General features: G+C 71.4%; 17 protein-coding genes and 1 pseudogene. 3 read left to right on the top strand and 15 right to left on the bottom strand.

Annotated elements, in window-relative coordinates; all coding sequences use genetic code 11:
- Positions 1 to 146: 146 nt before the first annotated feature.
- Positions 147 to 5477: pseudogene (locus tag ACFO4E_RS09860) on the top strand (type I polyketide synthase); the annotation flags it as partial.
- A 77-nt stretch (positions 5478 to 5554) separates the two neighbouring features.
- Here ACFO4E_RS09860 and ACFO4E_RS09855 read toward each other — a convergent pair.
- Positions 5555 to 5992: a limonene-1,2-epoxide hydrolase family protein gene (locus tag ACFO4E_RS09855; protein WP_378573127.1), complete on the bottom strand. Its 438-nt coding sequence runs from the start codon at positions 5990 to 5992 to the stop codon at positions 5555 to 5557.
- Between the two features lie 503 nt (positions 5993 to 6495).
- On the opposite strand from ACFO4E_RS09855, the gene ACFO4E_RS09850 reads away from it, so the two are divergent.
- On the top strand, positions 6496 to 7071 hold the full coding sequence (locus ACFO4E_RS09850) for a response regulator transcription factor (protein ID WP_378573125.1): 576 nt from the start codon (positions 6496 to 6498) through the stop codon (positions 7069 to 7071).
- 110 nt (positions 7072 to 7181) lie between these two features.
- Here ACFO4E_RS09850 and ACFO4E_RS09845 read toward each other — a convergent pair whose 3' ends face one another.
- The 10 genes from ACFO4E_RS09845 to ACFO4E_RS09800 form a co-directional block, all read right to left on the bottom strand.
- Positions 7182 to 8189: an ABC transporter substrate-binding protein gene (locus ACFO4E_RS09845; protein ID WP_378573123.1), complete on the bottom strand. Its 1008-nt coding sequence runs from the start codon at positions 8187 to 8189 to the stop codon at positions 7182 to 7184.
- Positions 8186 to 8953 (bottom strand): ABC transporter ATP-binding protein, encoded by a 768-nt coding sequence (locus ACFO4E_RS09840; protein ID WP_378573121.1) that lies wholly within the window; start codon positions 8951 to 8953, stop codon positions 8186 to 8188. The genes ACFO4E_RS09845 and ACFO4E_RS09840 overlap by 4 nt, the downstream gene beginning before the upstream one ends.
- Complete coding sequence (locus tag ACFO4E_RS09835; protein WP_378573119.1) at positions 8946 to 9791, bottom strand: ABC transporter permease; 846 nt, start codon at positions 9789 to 9791, stop codon at positions 8946 to 8948. Before ACFO4E_RS09835 ends, ACFO4E_RS09840 begins: the two co-directional genes overlap by 8 nt.
- Positions 9788 to 10618 (bottom strand): ABC transporter permease, encoded by an 831-nt coding sequence (locus ACFO4E_RS09830; protein ID WP_378573117.1) that lies wholly within the window; start codon positions 10616 to 10618, stop codon positions 9788 to 9790. The genes ACFO4E_RS09835 and ACFO4E_RS09830 overlap by 4 nt, the downstream gene beginning before the upstream one ends.
- 689 nt (positions 10619 to 11307) lie before the next feature.
- Positions 11308 to 12102, bottom strand: a complete 795-nt coding sequence (locus ACFO4E_RS09825) for an IclR family transcriptional regulator (protein WP_378573115.1) — start codon at positions 12100 to 12102, stop codon at positions 11308 to 11310.
- Positions 12103 to 12228: 126 nt separating this feature from the next.
- The gene (locus ACFO4E_RS09820; protein WP_378573113.1) at positions 12229 to 13113 is read right to left on the bottom strand and encodes a fumarylacetoacetate hydrolase family protein; all 885 of its coding nucleotides are present in this window, start codon (positions 13111 to 13113) and stop codon (positions 12229 to 12231) included.
- Between the two features lie 108 nt (positions 13114 to 13221).
- Positions 13222 to 14325, bottom strand: coding sequence for a cupin domain-containing protein (locus ACFO4E_RS09815; protein ID WP_378573111.1), 1104 nt, complete (start codon positions 14323 to 14325; stop codon positions 13222 to 13224).
- A 23-nt stretch (positions 14326 to 14348) separates the two neighbouring features.
- On the bottom strand, positions 14349 to 15605 hold the full coding sequence (locus tag ACFO4E_RS09810; protein WP_378573109.1) for an FAD-dependent oxidoreductase: 1257 nt from the start codon (positions 15603 to 15605) through the stop codon (positions 14349 to 14351).
- A 230-nt stretch (positions 15606 to 15835) separates the two neighbouring features.
- The gene (locus ACFO4E_RS09805; RefSeq protein WP_378573107.1) at positions 15836 to 16570 is read right to left on the bottom strand and encodes an SDR family NAD(P)-dependent oxidoreductase; all 735 of its coding nucleotides are present in this window, start codon (positions 16568 to 16570) and stop codon (positions 15836 to 15838) included.
- An 82-nt stretch (positions 16571 to 16652) separates the two neighbouring features.
- Positions 16653 to 17687, bottom strand: coding sequence for an alpha/beta hydrolase family protein (locus ACFO4E_RS09800; RefSeq protein WP_378573105.1), 1035 nt, complete (start codon positions 17685 to 17687; stop codon positions 16653 to 16655).
- A 560-nt stretch (positions 17688 to 18247) separates the two neighbouring features.
- On the opposite strand from ACFO4E_RS09800, the gene ACFO4E_RS09795 reads away from it, so the two are divergent.
- Positions 18248 to 19315 carry a LysR family transcriptional regulator gene (locus ACFO4E_RS09795; RefSeq protein ID WP_378573103.1) on the top strand — a complete coding sequence of 356 codons (1068 nt, stop codon included), beginning with the start codon at positions 18248 to 18250 and terminating at the stop codon, positions 19313 to 19315.
- A gap of 188 nt (positions 19316 to 19503) precedes the next feature.
- On the opposite strand, the gene ACFO4E_RS09790 is transcribed toward ACFO4E_RS09795, so the two are convergent.
- The 4 genes from ACFO4E_RS09790 to ACFO4E_RS09775 form a co-directional block, all read right to left on the bottom strand.
- Positions 19504 to 19671 (bottom strand): hypothetical protein, encoded by a 168-nt coding sequence (locus tag ACFO4E_RS09790; RefSeq protein WP_378573101.1) that lies wholly within the window; start codon positions 19669 to 19671, stop codon positions 19504 to 19506.
- Positions 19672 to 19997: 326 nt separating this feature from the next.
- Complete coding sequence (locus ACFO4E_RS09785; RefSeq protein ID WP_378573099.1) at positions 19998 to 20582, bottom strand: TetR/AcrR family transcriptional regulator; 585 nt, start codon at positions 20580 to 20582, stop codon at positions 19998 to 20000.
- 671 nt (positions 20583 to 21253) lie between these two features.
- A complete protein-coding gene (locus ACFO4E_RS09780; RefSeq protein WP_378573097.1) occupies positions 21254 to 21469 on the bottom strand; it encodes a hypothetical protein in 216 nt (71 codons plus the stop codon).
- Complete coding sequence (locus tag ACFO4E_RS09775) at positions 21466 to 24885, bottom strand: hypothetical protein (RefSeq protein ID WP_378573095.1); 3420 nt, start codon at positions 24883 to 24885, stop codon at positions 21466 to 21468. Before ACFO4E_RS09775 ends, ACFO4E_RS09780 begins: the two co-directional genes overlap by 4 nt.
- Positions 24886 to 24940: the final 55 nt, after the last annotated feature.

Below are 24940 nucleotides of genomic sequence, written 5' to 3'. Positions count from 1 at the left end.
CCGCAGTCGCGAGCAAGGAACTCGGAGCACCCGTGGACGACCACCCTGAGACGAACGAAGACAAGCTCCGGCGCTTCCTCAAGGAGGCGTCCAAGAAACTCCAGGAGACGCAGAACCGGCTGCGTGAGGCCGAGGATCGCGCGCACGAGCCCATCGCCGTGGTGGGCATGGCCTGCCGCTTCCCCGGTGGCGCGGACACGCCCGAACGGCTGTGGGATCTGGTGCTCGCCGAACGCGACGCGATCACCGGCTTCCCGGCCGACCGCGGCTGGGACATCGCCGCCGGGGGAACCGGCGATCCGGACACGGTGTTCCCCGGCCGGGGCGGGTTCCTCACCGACGTCGCGGGGTTCGACCCGGAGTTCTTCGGCATCACGCCGGTCGAGGCGCTGGCGATGGACCCGCAGCAGCGGCTCCTGCTCGAATGCGCGTGGGAGGCCCTGGAGCGCGGGGGTGTCGACCCGAGGAGCCTGCGCGGGAGCCGGACGGGCGTGTTCGTCGGCGGGGCGGCGAGCGCCTACACCGGGAGCGTGGTGACGGACTCGGTCACCGCGGACGGCTATGCCATGACCGGCGGTCTGGGCAGCGTCGCATCGGGCAGGCTCTCCTACACGCTGGGGCTGGAGGGGCCGTCGCTGACCCTGGACACCGCGTGCTCCTCGTCGCTGGTGGCCCTCCATCTGGCGGTGCGCTCGCTGCGGTCCGGGGAGTGCGCGTCGGCGCTCGCGGGAGGGGCCACGGTGATGGCCGACCCGAGCGTCTTCGTGGAGTTCTCGCGCCAGCGGGGGCTTTCGGCCGACGGCAGGTGCAAGGCGTTCTCGGCGCGGGCCGACGGCACGGCGTTCTCCGAGGGGGTCGGCCTACTGCTGCTGGAACGGGTCTCGGACGCGCGGCGGGCCGGGCACCCGGTGCTGGCCGTGCTGCGGGGCACCGCGGTCAACTCCGACGGCGAGTCCAACGGGCTGACCGCGCCGAACGGCCCTTCTCAACGGCGGGTCATCCGGCAGGCACTGGCGGACGCGCGCCTGAGCGCCGCCGAGGTCGACGCGGTCGAGGCGCACGGCACGGGCACCAGCCTCGGCGACCCCATCGAGGCGCAGGCCCTGCTGGCCACCTACGGCGGTGACCGGGCGGGCGGGGCACCGCTGTGGCTCGGCTCGATCAAGTCCAACATCGGCCACACCCAGGCCGCGGCCGGGGTGGCGGGCGTCATCAAGATGGTGCTGGCGCTGCGGCACGGGCGGCTGCCCAAGACCCTGCACGTCGACTCCCCCACCGACCGGGTCGACTGGAGCACGGGATCGGTCGGCCTGCTCACCGACACCGTCGACTGGCCCCGGACCGGCAGGCCGCGCAGGGCGGCGGTGTCATCCTTCGGGATCAGCGGGACCAACGCCCACGTCGTCCTCGAAGAGGCGGCCGAGAACGGTCCCGGCGGCCCGGAGCCCGCGGTGTCCGAGGCATCCGGGGCGTCCGCCGCACCGGGGGCGGTGACGCCGTGGGTGCTGACCGCCCGGACGGCGCCCGCCCTGCGCGCGCAGGCCGCCCGGTTGGCGGCGTCCCCGTGCGTGGAGGCGGCCCCCGCCGACGTCGGCTGGTCGCTGGCGCACCGGGCGAGGCTCACGCACCGGGCGGTGGTGCTCGGTGCGGACCGGGACGAACTGCTGTCGGGCGTCCGTGCCCTGGCCGCGGGCGGGTCCCACCCGGGCGCGGTGACCGGGGAATCCGGGCCGGGCCGCCTCGCACTGGTGTTCTCCGGCCAGGGATCCCAGCGCCTGGGCATGGGCGGTGCGCTGCACGCACGGTTCCCGGTGTTCGCGGAGGCGTTCGACGAGGCGTGCGCGCACCTGGACAAGGAGCTGGACCGCCCGCTGCGGGACGTCGTGTTCGCGGACGAGGGCACCCGGGACGCGGCGCTGCTCGACACCACCGCCTACACCCAGGCGGCCCTGTTCGCCGTCGAGACCGCGTTGTTCAGGCTGCTCCGCTCGCTGGGGGTGACCCCCGCGGTGCTGCTGGGCCACTCGGTGGGCGAGATCGCCGCCTGCTGCGCGGCCGGGGTGTTCTCCCTGGTCGACGCGGCCCGGCTCGTGGCGGCGCGGGGACGGCTGATGGCCGCCCTGCCCGCGGGCGGCGCCATGACGGCGGTGTCGGCACCGGCCGCGGAGGTGGAGGCCGTGCTGGCGGCGGCGCCGGGACCGGTCGCGATCGCCGCGGTGAACGGACCGTCCGCGGTGGTCCTCTCCGGCGAACGGCGCGCGGTGGACGAGGCGGCCGGGGAACTGGCCGCCCGAGGGCACCGGACCAAGCGGCTGTCCGTCAGCCACGCCTTCCACTCGCCGCTGATGGACCCGGTACTCGCCGATTTCGCCGAGGTGGCGGCGACGGTGGAGATGTCGCCGCCGTCGATCCCGGTGGTGTCCGCCTTGACCGGCCGGGTCGCCGACGACACCCTGCGCACACCGGAGTACTGGGTCGACCACGTCCGCAGGCCGGTGCTGTTCGCCGACGCGGTCCGGGCGGCCGAGTCCCTGGGCGCCGACACCTGGCTGGAAACGGGCCCCGACGCCGTGCTGGCCGCGATGGTCGCGGACAATCTCGCCGACGGCGGCCGCCCGGTGGCGGCGGTGCTGCGCGCCGGCCACGACGAGCCCCGCACCCTGCTCACCGCGCTCTCCGAGGTCTTCACCGCCGGGGCGGACGTGGACTGGGCGGCCGTCTTCGCGGACGTCCCCGCGCACCGTGTCGACCTGCCCACCTACGCGTTCCAGCGGCGCAGGCTGTGGCCCGAACCCGGACAACCGGCCGGCGGCTGGGCTCTCGAAGCCACCGGGCACCCGTTGCTGGGCTCCTCGGTGGACCTGCCCGACAGCGGCGGAGCGCTGTTCACCGGCCTGCTGTCGGCGACCGCGCAGCCGTGGACGGCCGACCACGTGGTGCTCGGCACCACCTTGCTGCCCGGCACCGCCTTCGTCGAGATGGCGGTGCGCGCGGGTCTGCACGTCGGCTGCGGCTCGCTGCGCGAGCTGACCGTGCACGAGCCGCTTCCGCTGCCGCGGGCCGGCGCGGTCGTGGTCCAGGCCACGGTGGGAGGCCCGGACGACGACGGCGGACGCCCTGTCTCCATCCACTCCCGGCTGTCGGACGGCGGCGCGTGGGTGCGCCACGCCTCCGGCGTGCTGTGCCCCCCGGCGGCCGCCGAGGCGGAGGCCGCGGAGGTCTCCGGCGGCGCGTGGCCGCCGACGGACGCGGCCCCCGTCGCGGTGGACACCCTGTACGCGTCCCTGGCCGAACGCGGATACGACTACGGTCCGGCGTTCCGCGGCGCCCGCTCCGCCTGGCGACGGGGTGACGAGCTGTTCGCCGAGGTCGCCCTGGACGAGGCGGACGCCCGCGCAGCCAAGGGCTTCGCGCTGCATCCCGCGCTGCTGGACGCCGCCCTGCACCCGGTGTTCCTCGGCGCACCCGCCGGCAGGGAGGCCCGGCTGCCGTTCGCGTGGACCGGCGTGTCGGTGTGGGCTCCGGGCGCGTCCTCCGTGCGGGTGGCGATACGCCCCTCGGGGGACGGCGCGGTCTCGCTGTCCCTTTCCGACGCCTCCGGCCGTCCGGTGGCCACCGTCGGCTCGCTCGTCTCGCGCCCGGTCGGAGCGGAGCGCCTGCGCTCCACGGCCGCGCCGGCGCTGTTTCGCATGGCCTGGAACGAGGTAGCCGCGGCCCCGGCGGGCACCCCGCGGCCGATGGTCGCGGCGGGCCGGGACGCGGCCGGCCTGCCGCCCCATCCGGATCTGGCGTCGGTCTTCGCCGAGTTCGGTGAGCACACACCGCCGTGGGTGGTGTTCCCGGTGCGGGCCACGGACGCGTCCGACGTCCCGGAGGCGGCGCTGGAGTCGGTGTCCGAAGTGCTCGGAGCCGTGCGGCACTGGCTGTCACGCGATCGCGGCGACGCCCGGCTGGTGGTGGCCACCCGCGGGGCGACCGACGCCGGCGCCGGTACGGACGCGCCCGACCCCGCCGCCGCTGCCGTGTGGGGATTGGTGCGGACGGCCCAGAACGAGCACCCGGGCCGCATCCTGCTGGTCGACGTCCCCGATGCCGCCGGCGACGCCGGACTTCCCGCGGCCGTGCACACCGCCGTGACCGCGCAGGAGACGCAGATCGCCGTCCGCGACGGGCGCGTACTGGCCCCCCGGCTCACCGAGGCCGCCACCGCGTCGGCCGCCGCGGGGCCGCTGCTGGGTGGGGGCACCGTGCTCATCACCGGCGGTACCGGTGCGCTGGGCGCGGTGTTCGCGCGGCACGCGGTACGCGAACACGGCGTGCGGGATCTGCTGCTGCTCAGCCGCAGCGGCGAACGGGCACCCGGCGCGGCCGGACTCGTCGACGAACTTCGCGCGTCGGGCGCCCGGGTCACCGTGTCCGCCTGCGACGTCGCCGACCGGGAAAGCCTTGCGGCGGCCATCTCCGCGATCACGGCCGACGCTCCGCTGTCGGCCGTGATCCACGCCGCGGGTGTCCTCGACGACGGTCTGCTCGACGCGCTGACCCCGGACCGGCTGGCCGCCGTCTTCCGGCCGAAGGTGGACGCCGCCTGGCACCTGCACAGCCTGACGGAGCACCTGCCGCTGTCGGCGTTCGTGCTGTTCTCCTCGGCCGCCGGCGTGCTGGGCAACGCCGGCCAGGGCAACTACGCCGCCGCCAACGTCTTCCTCGACGCCCTCGCCCAGCACCGGCGCGCCCGGGGCCTCACGGCGACATCACTCGCGTGGGGGCTGTGGGACCAGGAGGGCGGGCTGTCCGCGGAGCTGGACGGGGCGGCCCGGGACCGTTACGCGGGCACCGGCGCGAAAGCGCTGACCACCGGGCAGGGGCTCGCCCTGTTCGACCGTGCCTGCGCGACGGACCTGCCGCTCGCCGTGGCGGCCCCGATCGACCCGGCCGCCCTGCGGGCCCGCCCCCGCGGGGCGAACCTGCCCGCCCCGCTGAGGGACCTCGCGGCTGCACACCCCGCCCGGCCCGACGACCCGGTCACGGACCGGGACGCGACGCGCGTCCGGCGGCTGCCCGAACGGGTGGCCGGTCTCGATGAAGCCGAGCGGGACGCGGTGCTGCTCGACGCCGTGCTGACCATGACCGCCGAGGTGATGGGCACCACCGGGCCGGACGTCCTGCGCGCGGACGACGAGTTCACCCGGCTGGGCCTGGACTCGCTGGCGGTGCTGCGGCTGCGGAATCTGGTGGTCGACGCGACCGGACTCGACCTGTCCGTGGCAGCGGTGTTCGAGAACCCGACACCGGCGGCCCTGGCGGCCTTCCTCAAGGAGGAGTTCCTCGCCGACAGCCTCCACGCGTTCGTCGACACGCTCGACGACCTCGATGCGATCGACCCCGATGTCGTGGAGGACCTGCTCGACGACGACGTACTGGACCGGCTCACGGCGGTGCTGGAGAGCCTCAACGCCAAGTGGTCGGGGAAGTGAACACGCCCCGCCGCGTCACCGGTCCGCGCGTGCGGGCGGGTGACGCGGAGGGGGCCGTTCGCGCCGGGCCTTGGGGCTCAGGTCCGGCCGCCGGGAGCCCGGCCGATCAGGCGGCGTACGCCGAGTAGGGCGCCCCGTCCGGCGCCGACCGCGCTCGCGGCGAGCACCGTCGTCCAGTCGAAGTAGTCGCGCCAGACCGTGATCCGGCCGTCCTCGACCCGGAAGGTACCGAAGACCCAGAACTCCGCTCTCCACAGCCCGATGCGCAGCACGTCGGTCCGCTCGGTCAGCACGACGTCGCCATCCGCGGCCAGGTGGTGGGTGCGCGCTTCGAACTCGGTGCACAGCCGTGCCACCCGGCGCAGCTGGTCCTCCACCACGGCGGTCCCGCGGGCGGCGGGCAGGGGCACGTTCTGGTAGACGATGTCGTCCGACAAGAAGGTCAGGGCCTGGTCGATGTCCAGTTCGTCGAGGGCGGTGAGAAAACCGGTCACCACGGTTCGGGGGTCTGTCACGGGCGTCAGGCTACCTCGGGCCCTGCCCGGCGCCCGTGGGCGGTGTATCCGGTGAGTGATGTCGGCTACACCCGCACGGCCGGAGCGCTCCGCGCGGAGGGCCCGGAGTAAGGCGCGACCTGGGGCTCCCGCGCCACGCGGAACCGCTCCCATCTGCACGGTGCGGGCGCCGCGCCGCCGTTGGACATTGACCGGTTTCGCCATACACAACTAGGTTCGATGCATACATCCTCCTTTCGACGGAGTTCTTCTAGAACGTGCTCAAAGTGATTACTTTGGGACGTTTTCTGAAGCCACTCGACTATCTGAAGCCATGACATCGCGCCATGGGCTGATGCCCGCGCACGACCCGCCATGTGTCGATGTGATGAAAGGAAACGAGTTCCTTGACGACTGCCGCCCCAGCCCCGGTGGATTCGGCCCAGAGAAGCTCTTCCGACGTCTCGCCCGGTCCCGCCGGCGTGACCGAGGACCACGCCCGGCCCCGTCAACACGACCTCACCATGGCCCACCTTGACCGCCGTCTCGCCGTCCAGCAGGCGAACAAGGAGTTCTTCCGCACCTTCGGAAACGGCTCCCGGCAATTGGTCGGCCTCCCCTTCACGGACCTGGTGTGTCCCGGTGCGCGGCAGCCGCTGCTGCGGCAGTTAGCCGGGCTCGTCGAGGGCCGCTATGACCGGGTCGGAACCGATGTCATCGCAGTGGGAGCGGATGACACATCGTTCCACTCCACCCTTACGGCTTATGCCGTGCGCGGTGGGACCCCCGACATCTCGACGATCGCGGTGATGATGGAGACGCCCGGCGAGCCCGACGGATCCGGCGCCGCCACCGGCCGCAAGCGGCTGCTCAGCCAGGTGGAGGCCAGCGTCCTGGAAGGCATCGCCGCCGGTATCGCCACCGTCCCGCTGGCCGCCCGCCTCTACCTCAGCCGCCAAGGAGTCGAGTACCACGTGACGTGCCTGTTCCGGAAGCTCAGGGTCCCCAACCGGGCCGCGCTCGTCTCGCGGGCCCACTCCGAGGGGGTCCTCAACGTCGGCGCCTGGCCGCCGAAGGTCGCCCCCGACCTCATCAGGTGACCTGAACCGCCGGTCGTCGGAGGCCGGTGCGGCGCGAGCAGCGCACCGCCCCGGCCTCCTCCCCGTGATCGGCGCCGCCGCGGACCCGGGCGTCGACCGCCTCGATGCCGCTAGCCGACCGCGGCCTCCCCGAAGTCGAGTTCGGCGTCGGTGAGGCCGATATCGACCATGACCGCGTGCACGGCCTCGATCGATTCCCGGTCGGTGGCGCCCGACCAGCGGGGCAGGTTCATCCTGGCCGCCAGTTCCGGATCCAGGTCGCTGATCTCGGGCAGGGCGTCGCGGAACGCCTCCGGGTCGCGGGCGACGTCCTCGGCGGTGGCCGCCACACCGGCCTGGAAGGCGTCCACCAGCTCGGGCCTGTCCCCGACCGTGCGAGTGGTCATCAGGTACGTACCGATCTGCAACCCGGACCGCAGGTCGGTGTAGGGGCGGACCACGTCACGCAGCCCCTGCGACCGGCCGATGCTCGCGAACGGCTCGATGAGCAGGCCCGCGTCCACGTCGCCGCGCTGGATGGCCGCCGGCATGTCGGGCAGGGGCATCTCGACGAAGTCGATGCCCCTCGCGTCCACTCCCCTATCGGTCATGGCCGAGTGGATGGCCACGTCGTTGATGTTCTGGAGGGTGTTCACCGCGACCCGGGTTGCCTCCAGGTCCTCCGGCTCCTCCACGGGGCTGTCCTCGGCGACCATGATCGAGGAGAAGTCGTCCTCCGCGCGGTCAGCGGCGCTGGTGCCCGCCGTGACCATCGTGACCGGCATCCGCCGGCCCATCGCGATCATGGCCGACACCACGTTGGACCCCGCCACGTCGATGTCCTCGCTGAGCAGGGCGGGGATGACCGTGGCGCCGCCGCTGGAGGCACGCAGCTCCAGGGTGATCCCCTGGTCGTCGAAGTGTCCCCTGCGCACGCCGTAGGACAGGAACGCCATCGGGACACCCGCGGTCTCCGAGACCACGACCGTGTCCCCGCTGCCCTCGGAGGCCGTCGTCCCGGACAGGTTTCCGCCGTATTCGGTGCAGCCGGCGGCGAGGGCCGACAGGGCGACCGCTCCGGCGGTGAGGCGCAGCCGCCACGCGCCGCGCCGTCGCCCGCCCGCACGCTGTTCGCTCATGACGCCACCGGCCGGTGCTCCAAGGCGGCGAACAGTTCGCCGCGCAGCCTGCCGAATTCCGGCTCGCGCTTGGTCTCCACCTGATGGCGCGGACGTGGCAGGCCGACGCTCACCTCGTGCCCGACGTTGGCGGGCGGCCGGAGCACGAGCACCCGGTCACCAAGGTAGATCGCCTCGTCGATGTCGTGCGTGACGAACAGGACGGTGATCTCATAGCGCTTCCACACGTCCAGCAGCAGGTCCTCCAGACCCGAGCGGGTCTGAGCGTCCACCGAGGCGAAGGGCTCGTCCATCAGCAGCACACGCGGGCGGTAGGCGAGAGCGCGGGCGATGGCCACGCGCTGCTGCATGCCGCCGGACAGCTGCCACGGGTAGCGGTCCCCGCGACCGCTGAGCGCGACCGCGTCCAGTGCCTCCTCCGTGGCGGCGTCGGCCGCACGGCGGTCGACCCCCTTGTACCGGAGCGGGAAGGAGATGTTGCGGCGCACCGTCATCCACGGGAGCAGCGACCTGCTGTAGTCCTGGAAGACGAAGGCCAGGTCCTTGGGCGGCCCGTCCACCTTCCTGCCCTCCAGCGTGACCTCCCCCGACGTGGCGGGGGAGAGCCCGGACAGACAGCGCATCATGGTGGTCTTTCCGCAGCCGGACGAGCCGAGGATGGACACGAACTCCCGCTCCGCGACGGTGAAGTTCAGGTCCGCGACCGCGGGGGCGGCGTTCGGGTCGGGTCCGTAGACCTTGCGCAGGTTCGAGACCTCAAGCATCGGCTACCTCCGGGGAGCGGGTCGCGGCCGGCGCTGCGGGCCGACGGGGTTTGGTCGGTCGGTCGGATCCGGACGCCCCCTGCTTGAGGCCGCGGTACCAGAACAGGGCACGCCGTTCCACGAGCAGGAAGAGCCAGTTGAGGATGTAGCCGAGCACACCGAGCAGGATGATCCCGGTCCACATCTCGGGGATGGCGAAGGAGCGCTGGGACTCCAGGACGAAGTAGCCGAGCCCGTTGCTGCTGGCGACCATTTCGGAGATGACCATGAGGATGATCGCGATGGCCAGGCTGGTGCGCATGCCGGCGAAGATCCGCGGTGAGGCGGCCGGAAGGATGATGTGGAGCACCCGCGCGGAGAACGGGATCTGGTAGGAGCGCGCCATGTCGGTCTGCTGGGCGTCGACACCGCGCACCCCCTCGATCGTGTTGAGCAGGATCGGCCAGACCGCGCCCAGCACGATGACGAAGACCTTCGAGCCGTCGCCCGCGCCGAACAGCAGCAGGGCGAACGGGATGAGGGCCGGTGCGGGCAGGGCCCGCAGGAACTCCACGACCGGCTCGGCGGCGGTGCGCAGGATCCGGGACAGGCCGAGGAGCAGTCCCGCTCCCACCCCCAGGACGATCGACGCGGCGTACCCGGCGAGCATCCGGACGAGGCTGGGCGCGAGGTCGCTGCCCACCCGGTCGAACACCCACAGGTCGACGAAGAAGCCCAGGATCTCGCCCAGCGGCGGGAAGTAGAAGTTCTCCGCCTGGTGGGACCACACCCCGTAGCCCGCGAGGAGTGCCACCGGCACGAACAGTTCGAGCAGGACGATGCCGATTCGGCGCTTCACAGGGCGGTCTCCTGGCGTTGTGACGGGTGCCACCGGAGCAGCCGGCGCTCCACGGCCTGGAAGGCGGAGTTGATCGCCCAGCCGACGAGCCCGGTCACGATGATCAGCGCGTACATCCGGGGGATGAGCGCGGCGGACTGGGCGACGATGATCGCCTGCCCCAGCCCGGGCGCCCCGACGACCAGCTCCGAGGTGACGGCCAGGACCAGCGCGATGGTGGCGGCGATGCGCAGCCCGGTCGCGATGTGGGACGCCGCGCTGGGCAGGACGATCCGCACCAGCCGGGCTCCGGGCGGCAGCCCGTAGCTGCGCGCGGTGTCCTCGACGAGCGGGTCCACGTCATGGACCCCGTAGACCGTTTGCAGCAGGATCGGCCAGAAGGTCACGAAGACGATCAGGAAGACCTTCATGTCCAGGCCGATCCCGAAGACGAGGACCGCCAGCGGGATCAGCGCCACCGAGGGCACCGGCCGGAAGAACTCGATGACCACCTTGGACATGCGGTAGGCGACGCTGTTGGAGCCGAGCAGGATCCCCGTGGGCACCGCGAGGAGCGCGGCGAGGGCGATACCGGCGACCCACCCACTGAGCGTGTGGCCGATCTCCACCCACAGGGGACGGCCCAGCGCCAGACGTCCGAGTTCGGCGTAGATCTCGGTGACGGGCGGGAACCAGTCACGCGAGAGCAGGCCGAGGCGTGAGCAGAGCTCCAGCGCCAGCAGTACGACGAGTACTCCGGCGGCCTTGAGACCGATGTCTCGCAGGCGTCGGCCGGCGGCTCGGTGTGCGGTCCCGCTCGTGGCGGCGGACCGCTGATCCGTGTTCACCGCGAACCGCCTGTCAGAGCCCGCGCCGCAGTGGAGAAAGGCTCGTGGGGGACCAGTTCATGGTGACTCCTTCGACAGGTGAGACGTACGGGACAGGGCGGCATGACCGCGATCACACTGCGTCGAAAGCTACGTGGTGATTCCACATGTAGCAATAGAAGGAGGGAATATTTCCTTCATACAGAAAAAGGAAGAAAGTCATTGCGTGATGACGCTCTGTGCGCACGCGGTGAGAACCTGCGGCCCCTTCGGGGTTTCCCGACGCGGCGGGCCCGCGGTGGGCGTGCGATCGAGCGGAAAAACCGGTCGGAGCATGCGGACGGCCCGGCCGACCGGTCAGAGCGGCCGGAGGGCGCGGCACGGAGCAACGCCGAAGGCCGGCGCGTGCCACCGCCGTCCGCACCACACCGGAGGCCCCCGAGTCACGTGAGGACGGGCCCGTGCGCGCGGTCACGAGAGCACTGCTGCCGGGAGGCACGGCCCCGGCCGGCCGGGAGAAACGAGCGGCGTCGCCGGGCCGACGGACGGAACGGTGCGCCGGGCGCTCGGCGCGGCGCGTCCCCGAAAGACCGCCGGTCCGGGCGCGGACGCCCGAACCCGCGCGCGCCTCGCGCGCCTTCCGGCGCGGGACCGTCCGCACGGATCGGCGCGAGCGCCGGCCCGCCTCCCGGGCCGGCGACCCAGACCTGCTAGACCTGGCTCCGGAGCAGTTCCTGGATCTGGTCTCGGGCGTAGAGAAGAGCGTCGACCATCTCCTCGGCCTTCCGGCGGCCGGGCATCCGGCTGCTGGGGACGACGACGGCGATGGACGCCAGCGGAGCGCCCGCGAGGTCCCGAAGGGCCGTGGCCACGGCGCTGATGCCTGTTTCACCCTCCTCGATGTTGACCGCGTAGCCCACCCGGCGGATCTCGGCCAGTTCGGCTTCCAGGGCGGACCAGTCCGAGAGGGACGCCTGGGTGCGCGCGTCCAACTCGCGGTCACCGTAGCGCCGGGTCAGCTCGGACTCCGGCAGTGCGGCCAGGATGGCCTTGCCCGCCGCTGTGCAGTGCGCGGGCAGCACGACCCCCGTGCGGTTGCCGACCCGGACGGACCTGGGACTCTCCACACAGTCCACGAAGCGGACGGTCCGGCCCTCGATCAGGGACAGGCTGACCGTCTCACGGGTGCGTTCGCGGACCTCCTCCAGAACGGGGTGCGCCACCCGGCGGATGTCGATGCGGTCGATCGCCGCGAGCCCGATCTCGTTGAGCACGGGCCCCGGGCGGTAGGCGCTGTTGGGCCGGTCCTGGAGTACGAAGCCGCGGCGGCGCAGCGAGGTGAGCAACCGGTGCGCGGTCGAGGGGGCGACGCCGAGGAGGGTCGCGGCCTCGGAGACGCGCAGGGCCTGGCGTTCGCCGATGAGTTCCAAGAGGCGCAGGGCGTTGTCGACCGAACTGGAACCGCCGTGGTGACCCGAACCGGAGAACTCCTGGTCATTCGACATGAAAGAAGGATAGCGCAAGATTTTCCGCATAAGAAAAAACGACAATGTGCCGTGCGGCCCTCCCTGAGGACCGCACGGCGAGAGTCCGCGCGGCTGCGGGGAGAACCCGCGCGGGCGTCCAGGGGCTCAGCCCTCGCGCACGTTGAGCCGAAGGTCGCCGATACGGCTGATCCGGGCGTGCAGGCGGTCCCCCGGGGTGAGCGGCCCCACCCCGGGAGGGGCGCCGGTGAAGATCAGGTCGCCGGGTAGCAGGGTCATCATCGAGGACGCGTAGGCCACGATCCTGGGCACCGGCGTCATCAGGTCGCGGGTGTGCACGTCCTGGCGCACCTCCCCGTTGACGTCGAGCCGGATCTCCAGGCCGCCCGGGTCGGTGATCTCGTCGGCCGTGGTGATCCACGGTCCCAGCGGGCTGAACGTGTCGTAGCTCTTGCGCCGGGACCGGTCCGCGGCGCTGCGCACCGTGACGTCCAGACCGAGCGTGTACCCCGCCACCCGGTCGAGCGCCTCCTCCTCCGCGATGTCGGTCCCACCGCGGCCGACCACGATCACCAGTTCCGATTCGTGGTGGATCTCCTGCCCCGCCGCCACCACCTCCTCGGGCAGCACGATGTCCTCGGCCGGTCCCGACAGGGAGGAAGGGGCCTTGAGGAAGACGTCGAACCGCATCATCCACGACTCGACCCCGCCCAGGGTCCGCTCCTGCACACCGTGCATCTCCGCGACGTGGTCCGCGTAGTTGGACGCGCACGCCACGATCTTGCTCGGGTTCAGCGCCGGGGCGCGGAGCCGGACGTCGGCGAGGGGGGTGCGCGGCCCCGCGGCGGCCGCCGCCGCCAGCCTCTCCCTGATCTCGCCGTAGTCGCGGCAGAGGCGGCGCCACCACCCCGCCGTGACCGGGTCGGGGTCGTGCGGCCAGGTAAGGGCCGCGGTGACGTCGACGACGTGGCCTCCGTCCGCCGTGTCCTCCACGACGCCGAGCCGGTGGTCGTCGAACAGTGCCAATTTCATTGTCAGGCGCCTCTCTGGTGTGTTCACGTTCTCCGCACCGGTCGCCCCCGCCACGCGCGGAGGGTCCGGTCGCCCTCTCGTGGGCTGCGCGCTCCCCCGCCCGGGGGCTCACCCGAAGACCCGGGTGACCTCCTGCGGCCCCAGCAGCGTCTCCTCGCGGTAGATCCCCAGCGCCCGCAGGACCGGGGTGTCGCTAAGGCCGAACAGGTCGGCGCCGGGGCCGGAGCGGTGTTCCACCGCTGCCCACGACGGCACGACGAACATGTCCCCGGCGGTCCAGTCGAAGCGCTGGCCGTCGATGACGCTCGTGCCCTCGCCCCGGTAGACGACGTAGACGGTGTTGCCGCTGCGCCGTGTCGGTGCCGAGGCGAGGTCGCCGCCCGCCACCCGGTGGGCGGAGCAGGCGAGGGTCGGCAGCACGCTGGCACCCGACCGCGGGTTGGTGAACTCCAGGGTGGTCAGCGGCCCCGAGCCGGCCGCGGCCAGCTCCGAGAGCCTGCGGTCGGTATCGGACCAGCGATAGACCAGCAGCGGGGAGGGCTCGGGGTCGAGCGCGTCCGTCACCGCGCCGGGCACGAGCGTGCCCATGCCCGGACCGGTGCGCGCGTACTCGTCCTCGGACCGGTTGTGCGGACCGCTGGCGGCCTGGTTGAAGTCGGGGTGGGCCTCGAAGAACACGCCGTCCAGCGCCTCGACCATGGGCAGGTCCAGGCCGTCGAACCAGAACATGTTGCCGTCGCCGCCGTTGGTGTGGTCGTGCCACGCGCCGCCGGGGGTCAGGACGAGGTCGCCCGGTCGCATGTCGCAGGAATCGCCGTCGACGGTGGTCCACACGCCCTCGCCTTCGAGAACGAACCTGATGGCACCGGGCGTGTGCCGGTGCGCGGGCGCGGACTCGCGCGGACCGAGGCACTGGAGCGCGCCCCACAGTGTTCCGGCGGCGTAGGGGCGGCCGCCGAGACCGGGGTTGGTCAGTGACAGCACCCGGCGCTCACCGCCGCGCTCCACCGGGACGAGCCTGATGGCGCGCTCCGCGAGCGGGCGCATTTCCGAGGCGCGCCACAGCCACGGCACGGCCTTGGGCCGAGGGGTGGGTGTGAGGAGCTGGTCGGTGATCGTCCACAGAGGGCGCAGTCGCGCCGCGTCGAGCCCCGCGTAGAGCGCTTCGAGATCAGCGGCGGCGGACGGGTCGGCGGTGGGGTCCACGGACATGTGCGGTTCTCCTTCTCCTGGGGTCAGGGAGTGGCGGCGGAGGCGTGTTCGCCGGGGGGAAGGCCGATCCCGAACCGGCGCACGCTCTCCAGGAGGGAGGCGCGGCGCATGTAGGCGCGAGCGCGCACCGGGTCGGCCGCCGTGGCCCGCATCTCCTCGTGGCCGGCCCTGCGGACCTCCTCGTCGGTCTCCCTGAGGCGGTCGGTGTTGCGCTGGGTGTCGGCCTGCACGTACTCCAGGGCGACCCGCCGCCGGATGTCGGCGAACGCGGACAGCTCCGGCTCCGCGTCGCCCCGTCCTGAGCGGATGCGGCTGATTCGCCGGGTGACGTCCACGGCGTCGTGGATGCCGCTGTTCAATCCGACGCCGCCCATCGGGCTGTTGATGTGCGCGGCGTCGCCGACGAGCACGACGTCGCGGACGCGGAAGGTCTCGGCCACGCGCTGGTGGACGCTGTAGAGCTGGCGGTCCACGATCGGGTAGTCCTCGGCGCGGGGCGCGAGCCCTTGGAACCGCCTCTGCAGCGTCGCCTCGGCGGTGGCCTCCTCGGCCGGCTGCTCCGCGGGGACCGGCCAGACAGCTCGCCATGACTCGGGCGTGCGCAGCAGGAACAGCCATTCGTGGGGGTCCGCGACGTAGTTGACGTCCGCGATCCCCGGAAGCACGGAGCTCAGGTCCACGTCCGTGCTGGCGATGAGGAACCGCTCGGGATAGGTGTAACCGGCGAAGTCGATCCCGAGCGCGCGGCGGACCGTGCTGCCCGCACCGTCGGCGCCGATGACATGGGAGCCGGTGAGCGTGTGCTCCCCCTCGGGGCCGGCCAGGGTGACGGTCGCGCCGCCTTCCTCGTGGACGGCCACCGATGTGACCCGGGTTCCGAAGCGGAGTTCGACGCCTTCGGTCCGGGACAGCCGCTCGTGCAGCATGCGTACGAGGTGCTGCTGGTTGAGCTGCAGCCGGAAGGGGAACCGCGTCTCGTCGGCGATCAGGGAGAAGTCGAACTCCGCGACCAACCCGTCCTTCCGGTCCCGGAAGTGGTAGACGGGGACCCGCAGGCCCTCGGCGAGCATCCGGCCGGTGAGGTCCAGGCCATCCAGAAGCTCCAGGGTCGCCGCGTGGAACGTGGACGCGCGCCAGTCGGTCATGGGCCTGTGCGCGCTCTCAATGAGGACGACCGGTACGCCCTCGCGCGCGAGAGACGCGGCGGCGACCATTCCGACCGGGCCCCCGCCGGCCACGATGACCGGCGTCTCGGGACAGCCTCGCTTGTGTAGTGGCATGGGGCAAACGTCTCACGAATTTCGCACCAGAGAAAGTGATCAGGATCAATTTCCTCCATGCAGAAAATATGGCGCTGAAGTCGCGCGAGGTGGACCGTGATGCCATGCAGGAGCCAGTGGTCGGTACCGGCCGGGTCCGCGCCATCCCGGGCGCCATCCCGGGCGGCAGGTCGATCGGCCCCGGGCGCTCGGAGGCGCCGCGCACCCCGGCGCCCCGAGCAGCACCGGTGTCAGGCCGGGGCGGTCTCCGGGAAGTCCGGATGCTCGCGGCCGTGCGGGATGTCGATGCGTTCCTCGCCCGTGCGCAGTGCCCGCAGGATGACCCTGCCGACGTACTCGGGACTGTGCGCGACCAGGCCGGAGGGTGCGTTGGTTCCGTCGAGGAACATCCCGTCGCCGAATTCGGTCGCGGTGATCGACGGTAGGACGAGCGAGACATCGACGCCGTCGGCGGCGAGTTCCTTGCGCGCGACGGTGCTGAGCATGTTCACCGCCGCTTTGGACGCGGCGTAGGCGCCGACCCCGGGTGGGGCGAGCACCGTGGTTCCGGAACTGACGTTGACGATCCGCCCGCCGCCCTGGCGCCGCATCACCGGCAGCACGGCCCGGATCGCCGATACCACGCTGACGACGTTGAGTTCGAGCAGCCGGGCGTACGCGACGGGATCGACGTCCTCCAGCCGGACGTGGAAGCTCGCCCCCGCGTTGTTGACCAGGCCGTCGATACGGCCGTACCGACGCACCGCGAGGTCGGCCAGCGCCCGCACCTGCGCGGGGTCGGTCATGTCGGTGGGGGCGTGCAGCGCCCCGTCCAGTTCGGCGCTCAGGGCGGCCAGGCGGTCGGCCCGCCGGGCGGCGAGGACGGGCCGAGCGCCGGCGAGGTGCAGCAGGCGGCCGGTCGCCTCACCGATGCCCGACGAGGCACCCGTGACGATGATCACGCGGCCGGACAGATCGAGGTACATGTGTCTTCCTCTCCGTGGTGCCGGTGCGCAACGCGGAATCCGCTGAATGGGGGTGCGCTGCGGATGCCGGGGCCGGTGATGGTCAGGAGAAATGGGTCGCGAACCAGTCGAGCATGGGCTCCGGGCGGCGCTGGAACTCCAGGTAGCCGTCCCAGCGGGCCGTCGTTCCCTCGATCCACTGGAGCTTCTTGTCCGTGCCGGGGATGTTGTCGAACATGGCCTGCACGTCGCTCGGGTGAGTGAGCACGTCGTCGCGGACCTGGTAGAGGAATGCCGGGACGTTGACGTTCTTCGCCCAGTCCCGCGGGCTCCTGCGCGCGAATCCGATGCTCGTGCGCAGGACGATGAGCCGTTCGAGTTCGTCGAGCCGGCCGTCGAGCCCCATCATTGCCAGCCGGCGCCCGAGGATGGTCTCGGCGCTCACCGGCTGAGGTCCGACCAGGCAGCGCACCCCGTCGAACTCATCGGGGAACTGCGTCATCGCGGCGAATGTGGAACTGCACCCGAGGCACCGGCTGAACAGGCCGATCTGCATACCGCGCGTGTCCCGGCGGTCGCGCACGTAGCGCAGCGAACCGACGACGTCGCGCGCCTCGTAGATGCCGCTGGAGGCGATGCCTCCGTTGGCCGCCCCGCTGTGGCCCAGGTTTCGCAGGTCGTAGGCCAGAACGTTGTACCCGGCGTCGTGGAGGATCTTGATGTCCGGGGTGAGGTCGACCTCGAACCCGTTGCCGCTCGGTTCCCACAGCGAAAGCCAGGGCTCCAGGTGAGCGGGGAGCCCGGACCGGCTGAACCCCATGGGGTGGTTCGCGATGATCACCTTGTCGGACCCGGAAGCCGGGATGAACCAGCCCTCCAGCGGCACTCCGTCCTGGGCGGGGAAGGTGACGTCCTCGTAGTCGAGGTCGTGCTCGGAGGGCGAGTGCAGGATCGGCGACCGCTGCGTGTAGCTGAACCCGTCGGCGAACGCCTCCAGCGCGGCGTCGGCGTCGTCCGGGTCGTCGGCCGCGGCGGCCGCTGCCGGGGCGTCGGCGAGCAGTCCTGTGGCGAGGCCGATGGCGGTCGCCGCGCTCACGGAGGTGGTCAGCATCTGTCGCCTGTTCAGGCGGTCGTCCATGGACGTTTCTCCCTGTGATCGGGGGGTGGGCGGCGCGGCCGGTGTGGCCGTGCCGTGGTGGGGAGGTGCTGCGGCACCGACGGACGGCCGGGGAAAGGAGGTTCGGTTCTCGTCGCGATGGGCTCAGCCGAGAACGGCCGGTCCGAGCACGCCCCCGCACCACCGGCGGAAATGCGTGGAGGTGCCGGTCCGCGCGGATCGAGGGACGGCGTCGGCGACGACGTCCGGGGGCCGGTGCGATCCCGTGACGACCTCGACGCGCCGGCGAACCATGGCGGGAAGCCGCGCGCGACCCCCCGGACGGGCGCGGCGTCGGCCACGAGGTGGCCGATGACGAGGCGGCCGATCCGGCCGGTGAGCGCGGCAACGACGATCACGACTACCCCTGGATACGAGTGACGGATGGAAGTCCGGGGCGGCGGCCGGTAGGAGGCGTCGCGGCGCCCGGGCGGGCGTCGCCCCGGATCCCGTTGTTCCGATCGCCGGGGACAGCGCCCAGTCAACCGGGCGCCCCGGCGAACCTGAAGGACCGATCCGGAGCGGATTGATACCTTGGAGGTATGGGCGATCTCCAGATCCGGCAGTTGCGGTATTTCGTGGCCGTCGCGGAGGAGCTGCACTTCGGCCGGGCGGCGAAGCGCCTGGACATGGCGCAGCCGCCGCTGTCGCGGGCCATCCGGGAGCTGGAGCGCGGGTTGGGCGTGCCGCTGCTGGAGCGCACCACGCGCCATGTCACGCTCACGCCCGCCGGTGAGGTCCTGCTCCGCGACGCCCGGTCCATTCTCGACACCGTCGCCGCCGCCGCCCGGCGGGCCCAGCACGCCGGGCGGCCCGCGCCGAGGCTGCGGCTGGCGCTGAAAGCCGACTACGACGGCGGGCTGTTACCGCAGATCCTCGCCGCGTACCGGTCCGAGGCGGCGGTCCCGGTGGAACTCGTCTTGGGCGGGAAGGGCGAGCAACTCCCGGCGCTGTGCAGCGGCCTCGCCGACATCGCGCTGCTGCCCCTCCCTTTCGACGACACGGATCTCGACGTCGAACCGCTGCTGACCGAGCCCCGGCTGGTCGCCCTGGCCACCACCGATCCGCTGGCCGCCCGCCCCGGCCTGCGCCTGGCCGACCTGGCTGGCAGGGTCCTCCCCAACGGAACACCCGCGGAAAGGGAGGGCCTGCCCCCGTCCATGCCCACCGGCGGCAACGGAGGCGCCGACCGGGAGCCGCGGACCGGCACCGTTCACGCACCGCCGGCCGGGACCCGGCCCCGGTTGCTGGACCTGGCCCAGATCTTCAGCCTGATCGAGGTGGGCAGCATCATCTGGTTTCCGCCCGCCTCGGTAGCGCGCCGCCACCCCCGGCCCGGCATCGTCTACCGGACCGTCGATGACCTTCGGCCGCTCACGCTCGCCCTCGCCTGGCCGCAGGAGTCACGCTCGCCGGCCACCGCCGCCCTCGTTCGCGCGGCCTGCGCCGTCGCGGGGGCCGCCTACCCCGCAGGTCCGCTGACAGGCGACGACGCCCCCGGCCCCGGCCCCGTGCAACGGCGACAGGCCGGTGCGCCAGCCGGAATCGTCTCCCGGGGTGGACCGCCGAAGCAGCTCGACCCCTCATCGGAGCCGAAGCCCAGGCCGTAGACGATGTCCCCGGGCACCTCCGAAACCCCCTCCGGCGGTCCCCGCAATCCGCGCTGCCGCCGCCCGGTCGGCGTCGGTCGAGCACCGTTCCATGACGGACAGGCGGGCCCAGGGTCGATGATCGGTCATGCTCTCGCACGTGATCCGGGCAGGCCGACACGCCTATGCGACGGACGACACTCCAGCGGTCACGTCGTGGCGGTGGAGGTCGAGGGGGTGGGTGCCCCCGCCCACGGACACCGCCCCAGCGCGTCCTCGCCTACCACGGCGGTGCGGCCGAGCCGCTCGGCGACGTAGGTGTGCGGGCCGTCGCGGATGGTGTCGGGGTTCCAGGCGGCCGTCTGTTCGGTGATCACGATCTGAGGGTTCCCCGGCTGGGGACGGGCTCACGGGCGGGCGGCAACAGCCCGTGATGGCGCTGCCCACCGCGCTCCACTCCCGGAATTCCCCAGCTCAGACGATAAAGTCCTGCTGGAGTACTAGGGCGAATGACCGAATTGGAGCTCAGGCACCAGCGCGTCCGCGGGCCGGCGCGCTCGGGATCGGTGCGCGTGGCGGTCTGCGACACGTGGAACGGTCGGATCGTCCGGGTCACGCGGGCCCGAGGTGAGAAGGGCAAGGTGTGAGTCGCCGCAGCGGCAACACGCTAGCGGGAGCCGGAACGAATCGACGCCGGCCCCGTTCAACTCCGGGGACCGTCCTCGCCGGCGCGGTCGCGGGGTGGTGTCCGGCTCAGGTACAGCGTGCGCTCGGGGTCGTCGAGGGAGGGCGCCGGCAGGTCCAAGGCGGCGCCCACCATGAACAGCATGCCCGCGGCGAAGAAGTCGTGCGCCACGTCGGCGCCGGCCCCCGGCAGTGCCGCGAACCGGTCGACGGTTTTCTTCGTCCAGCCGTGCATCATGTCGCGGATGTCGGGGTCCTCACATGACGCATATCCCTGGAGCAGCATGAGCATCAGCTCGCGCTGCTCCATGAGGACGCCCCAGGCGTTCGCCATGGTCTCCAGATGCTCGGTGTCGGCTTTCTCGCCCGGAAGGAACACGTCCCGTTCGACCGTCGCGAAGACCCGCTCCAGTACCGCGACGAAGAGCCCCTTCTTGGTCGAGAAGACCCGGAACAGGTTCGGGTGGGAGATCTCCACGTCCTTGGCGATGGTCACGGTCGAACCGCCGTGCAGCCCCTTGTGGCTGAACTCCTTCAGCGCCGCCGCCAGGATCTGCTCACGGCGCCGCTCGATGCTGACCCGTGGTCTGCGTCCCGTCGACACGCTTGATAGTGAATACTCATTTTCAGACCGCGTCAAGCCGCCACCGGCCCCAGGTGAGCAATAGTGGTCTATCACACCCGCGCCGATCGAGGATCCTTTCACCACGGGACGGCCTCTGGAGGGACCAGCGCATGATCCGCTCCCCGCAGACCCCGTAACCGGGCAGCGGCACGGTGGTCGGCCCGCCCGCCACCGAACGAGAACACCGGCGCCCTGCGGCATAAGGCCCTGCACCGATAGCCGGATCGCGGGCACAACGGCCAGCGTCGGGGAAGCACGAAATCACGAGCAGGGGGGTGTCGGCGGTCGAATTCCCATGGGCCAGACCGCGCGGCCCGCGCGGTCTGGCCCTCGACCCTCCACCCGCCGGCCCGGAATCGGAGGCGCCTCGAATTCCGGCGGCACTGACCTCGGCGCCTATGGCGGCGGGACAGACGTGGGCGGCACCGGCAGGCTGGTCGACCGCCCGGCCGCCGCACGGAGACCGGTGGACTGCTTCATCGCCGGCACGGGCCGCGTCATCACGATCCCCACCCGCTCGCTTCCGACGGCGGCACCCGCACCGGGCGCGACGGCGGCGTCCTCGCGCGTAGCAGCCCGCACAGCGCGATCCTCAACGGCTCCCAGCACGTCCGCAACCCGCTGACCGTCCCGCCCTCACTCGACGGCGGTCATTCCGGTTCTTCGTAGAAGCGGACGTAGGCGTTGGACTGCGCGGCGCAGTCGTCGAATATCCGCTCGTCGGACCAGCCGCGCGTGGCACGCAACCGGGGAATCGCGTCGGCGAGCTGCCTGTCGTGGGCGGTCAGCGTGCCGTCGTCGTGCAGCGTCAAGAACGGCCACGTCCGCTGCGTGCGGCGGTCCTGGGCATAGAGCACACGGGTCATCGCCGGCCTCCGGCCAGCAGGTTGGTGGTCCCTCGCGCGTTGCGGGCCAGCATGTCCAAGCGCGCCGTCATCTCGTCGAACCACTCACCCCGGCCCAGGCGGGCGAACTCGTCGTAAACCGCGGCGAGCCGGGCCCGCAGCCACTGGATGTCGGCCAGGGTCAGCGGGTTGGCGATCCACGCGCCGGCGTCGAAGTCGTAGAACGGCCGCATGGAGTCGGTGTGGCGCATTCCCTCCAGGTCGGTGGGGTCCTCGGGCGTGAAGAGCCACGCCCTGGCGTGGTCGATACCCGCGACGCGGCCGTCGCCCTGGTCCAGCCAGTTCCCGGGGCTGCGGTCTCCGTTGGCGACCAGCACGTCGAGCAGGCCCAGAACGCGCCCGTCGCGCGTGTGGGTGAGGGGGGACTCCGGGTTGCCGAAGTGCGTGAACCCGGATACGCCGTCCATGAAGTGCATGTAGAGGTCGTTCTCGCCGAGGCGGAGGACACCGGGGACGTTGGCGCCGATGGAGCGGCCGACCAGTGAGGCGAGGTGTTCGGCGTCGGCGCGGTTGCTGCGGTCCCATCGCGTCACGATGTCCTTGTAGACCGCCTGCGTGCCGTCGCCGAAGTGCACGAGTTCGGTGCGGCCGTCGTCACCTTGGTCGTCGAACACCTGCCGGCGCACAGGCTCCAATGCGGTGACGGCGACGAGGTCCTGGATGCCGGCGGAGAGGTCCTCGATGCCCTCGAAGGTCCCATTCCACCGCTGAAGCATTGCGACCCGATCGACCCGGGCCTGCGCGGTCTCCCCCGTCGAAGCTTCGGGCTGCTGGTACTGCGAGTACTCGGTTCCGTCGTAGGTCTCGGTGGAGTACTGGGGTTGTTGGGGGTACTGGGATTGCTCAGAGTACTGGGGTTCCGTGTACGCGGAGATCTGCGTTTCAGCGGAGTAGGCAGCCGGGTATCGAGTTTCCTCCAATGATGCTTCAGGCTGCTGGTAGTACTGCGTGGCGTCGGGGTAGCGGCGGGGGCGACGCCGACGCGTGCCGGCCATGAAGACCTGCCAATCCGCCTCCCGCGCGGCATAGGTCTCAAAATCCCCCGGACCATAACCGTAGGTCAGATCGGCGACCACATCCTCAGCCGAACGCAACGGCGCCTTCGCCGACTTCGGGTCCACCAGAGCACTGAAATCCGGTGGCACCGGACGCTTACCCCCATACGGATCATCAGGATCAACAGGGGCAGGCTCCGGTTCCGGAACCGGAGCGTACAAATCATCGGCATCAGTGTCCTCGCCGTACGCGGTTCGCCCCCGCACACCCTCAGAACCCGGACCACGCCCCCCACCAGAAGAACCGGACGAAGCCCCACCGGCCGCCCCTCCACCGCGACCACCAGCAGACCCGCCACCAGAACCCGGCCCACCCGCAGAACCCGGCCCGGACCCACCCCGGCCACCACCCGCGCCAGCCGAACCAGGAGCATCATCATCATCCGGCCCACGCCCACGCCCCGGCCCATGGTCACCGACATCCGACACATCGTCATCGGAAATCTCTATCGGATCCTCACCCGCATCCGAGGACTCCGAAGAGTCATCATCGGAAACCACCACCACCGGCTCATCCACGGGTTGCGGGGCCTGCCGCACCGAAGGCACAGGACCGCCCTGACCCCCGACCTCCTGCCCCAACAGCTTTACCCGCACGAAGGTGATGGCTCGACCGCGACTCTTCAGCTCCAGGTGATTAATGGCCTCGAGGACTCTTTTGGCGGCTGTCACGCGCTCTACTCCGAGTACGCCGGCGATCCGCTCGTTCTGCCCAGCCACCGTTTCGCCGTCCGGCCCCTGACCGAGCAGGACGAGGGCTCTGTGCTGGGGGTAACTCAGGCCCTCGAGGCGGTCCCACGCCTGGGCCTGCTCCTCCGGAGACAACTCGGACGCGGACACCAAGCGGGGTCTGCGCGAGCCCCGCAGTGCTGAGGCAGGGGCGGGGCCGGCGGCCTCGACGTCGGCCAGAGCCGACTCCAACGTCAGCCCCGCCGCACGCGCAAGAACCACCGCACCCGCACGCGAACCAACATCCAACTCGTGGTACATGCGGTTGGCCTGCTTATTGAATGCGCTCTCGCTCGTGCCGTGGAGACCTGCGATCTCAGCCGGCGAACCGTCCTCCATAAGCCGAGCCAGAACAACGCGATCGTCAGGCGACAGTTTTTCCACGCGTTCACGCGCTTCGGCCTGAACCGACTCCAACTTCAGCCCCACCGCATGCGCAACAACCACCGCACCCCAACGCCGATCCACACGCAAATCGCGGTACATGCGGTTGGCCTGACCTTTGAATGCGCCCTCGTTCGTGCCGTGGAGAGCTGCGATATCAGCCAGCGTACGGTGCTTATCCATAAGCCGAGCCAGAACAACGCGATCGTGCAGCGACAGTTTTTTCACGCGTTCATGCGCTTCGGTCTGAACCGACTCCAACGTCAGCCCCACCTCACGCGCAACAACCACCGCACCCCCACGCGAACCCACACGCAACCTGCGGTACATGCGGATGGCCTGCCGGTTGAGTGCGCGAGCGTTCGTGCCGTGGCGAGCCGCGATCACATCGAGCGAATCGCCCCCCCTAAGCCGAGCCAGAACAACGCGCTCGTGCAGCGACAGTTTTTTCACGAGTTCACGCGCTTCGGTCTGAACCGACTCCAACGTCAGCCCCTCCGCACGCGCAAGAACCACCGCATCCCCACGCGAACCAACATTCAAATCGCGGTACACGCGGTTGGCGTGTATGTAGAGTGCGTTCGCGGTCGTGTCGTGGAGGTCTCTGGCGATCACAGCCAGCGTACGGTTCTCATCCATAAGCCGAGCCAGAACAAAGCGCCGGTCAAGCAACAGCCTTTCCACGGGCCCACGCCCATCGTCAGGACCAACACGGCCGGCGGCATCGACGTCGGCCTGGCCGGCCACCTGCGGCACACGACGAACAGAGCCCTCTGGGCCACCGTCCTCTCTACCCGAATCCGAAAGGACACCGCCCCCCGCAGCGTCGACCATCTCCGAATCGGAATCACGCCCGCCCCCACCAACGGAATAGGCATAGGAGTCCTCGCCCGCCGCCTCCACACCTTCAGGGAAACCACCGAGCGCCTCCGGCCCGGAGACACCACCCGGGAAAGCGAACTCCTCCAAGCCCGCTTCCCGCATCACCCGCGAATCCTCGAACGGATCCTCCGGCACGATGACACCGTCGTCCAGGTCCAGGACAAGATAGCCGTCGTGGGCATCGCCGGCAGGAACGGGCGACCAACCCGCGGGCGGCACCCACCCCGCAGGCACGACCTCGGCCTCCACGAACAGCACCTCCTCCACAACCCCACCCGCAACCCGCTCACCGGGATGCCGGTAGGCGGCATGGACGACAAGACGCACCCCCCGCACCCCCCGCGCCCCCCGCCCCACCAGCACACTCCCCGGCCCGTCCCCG

Origin of the sequence: Nocardiopsis mangrovi (genome assembly GCF_042653925.1) — a bacterium.
GTDB lineage: Bacteria > Actinomycetota > Actinomycetes > Streptosporangiales > Streptosporangiaceae > Nocardiopsis_B > Nocardiopsis_B mangrovi.
Note: the sequence above shows the minus strand (reverse complement) of the source record. Positions and strands in the feature narration are given on the sequence as shown.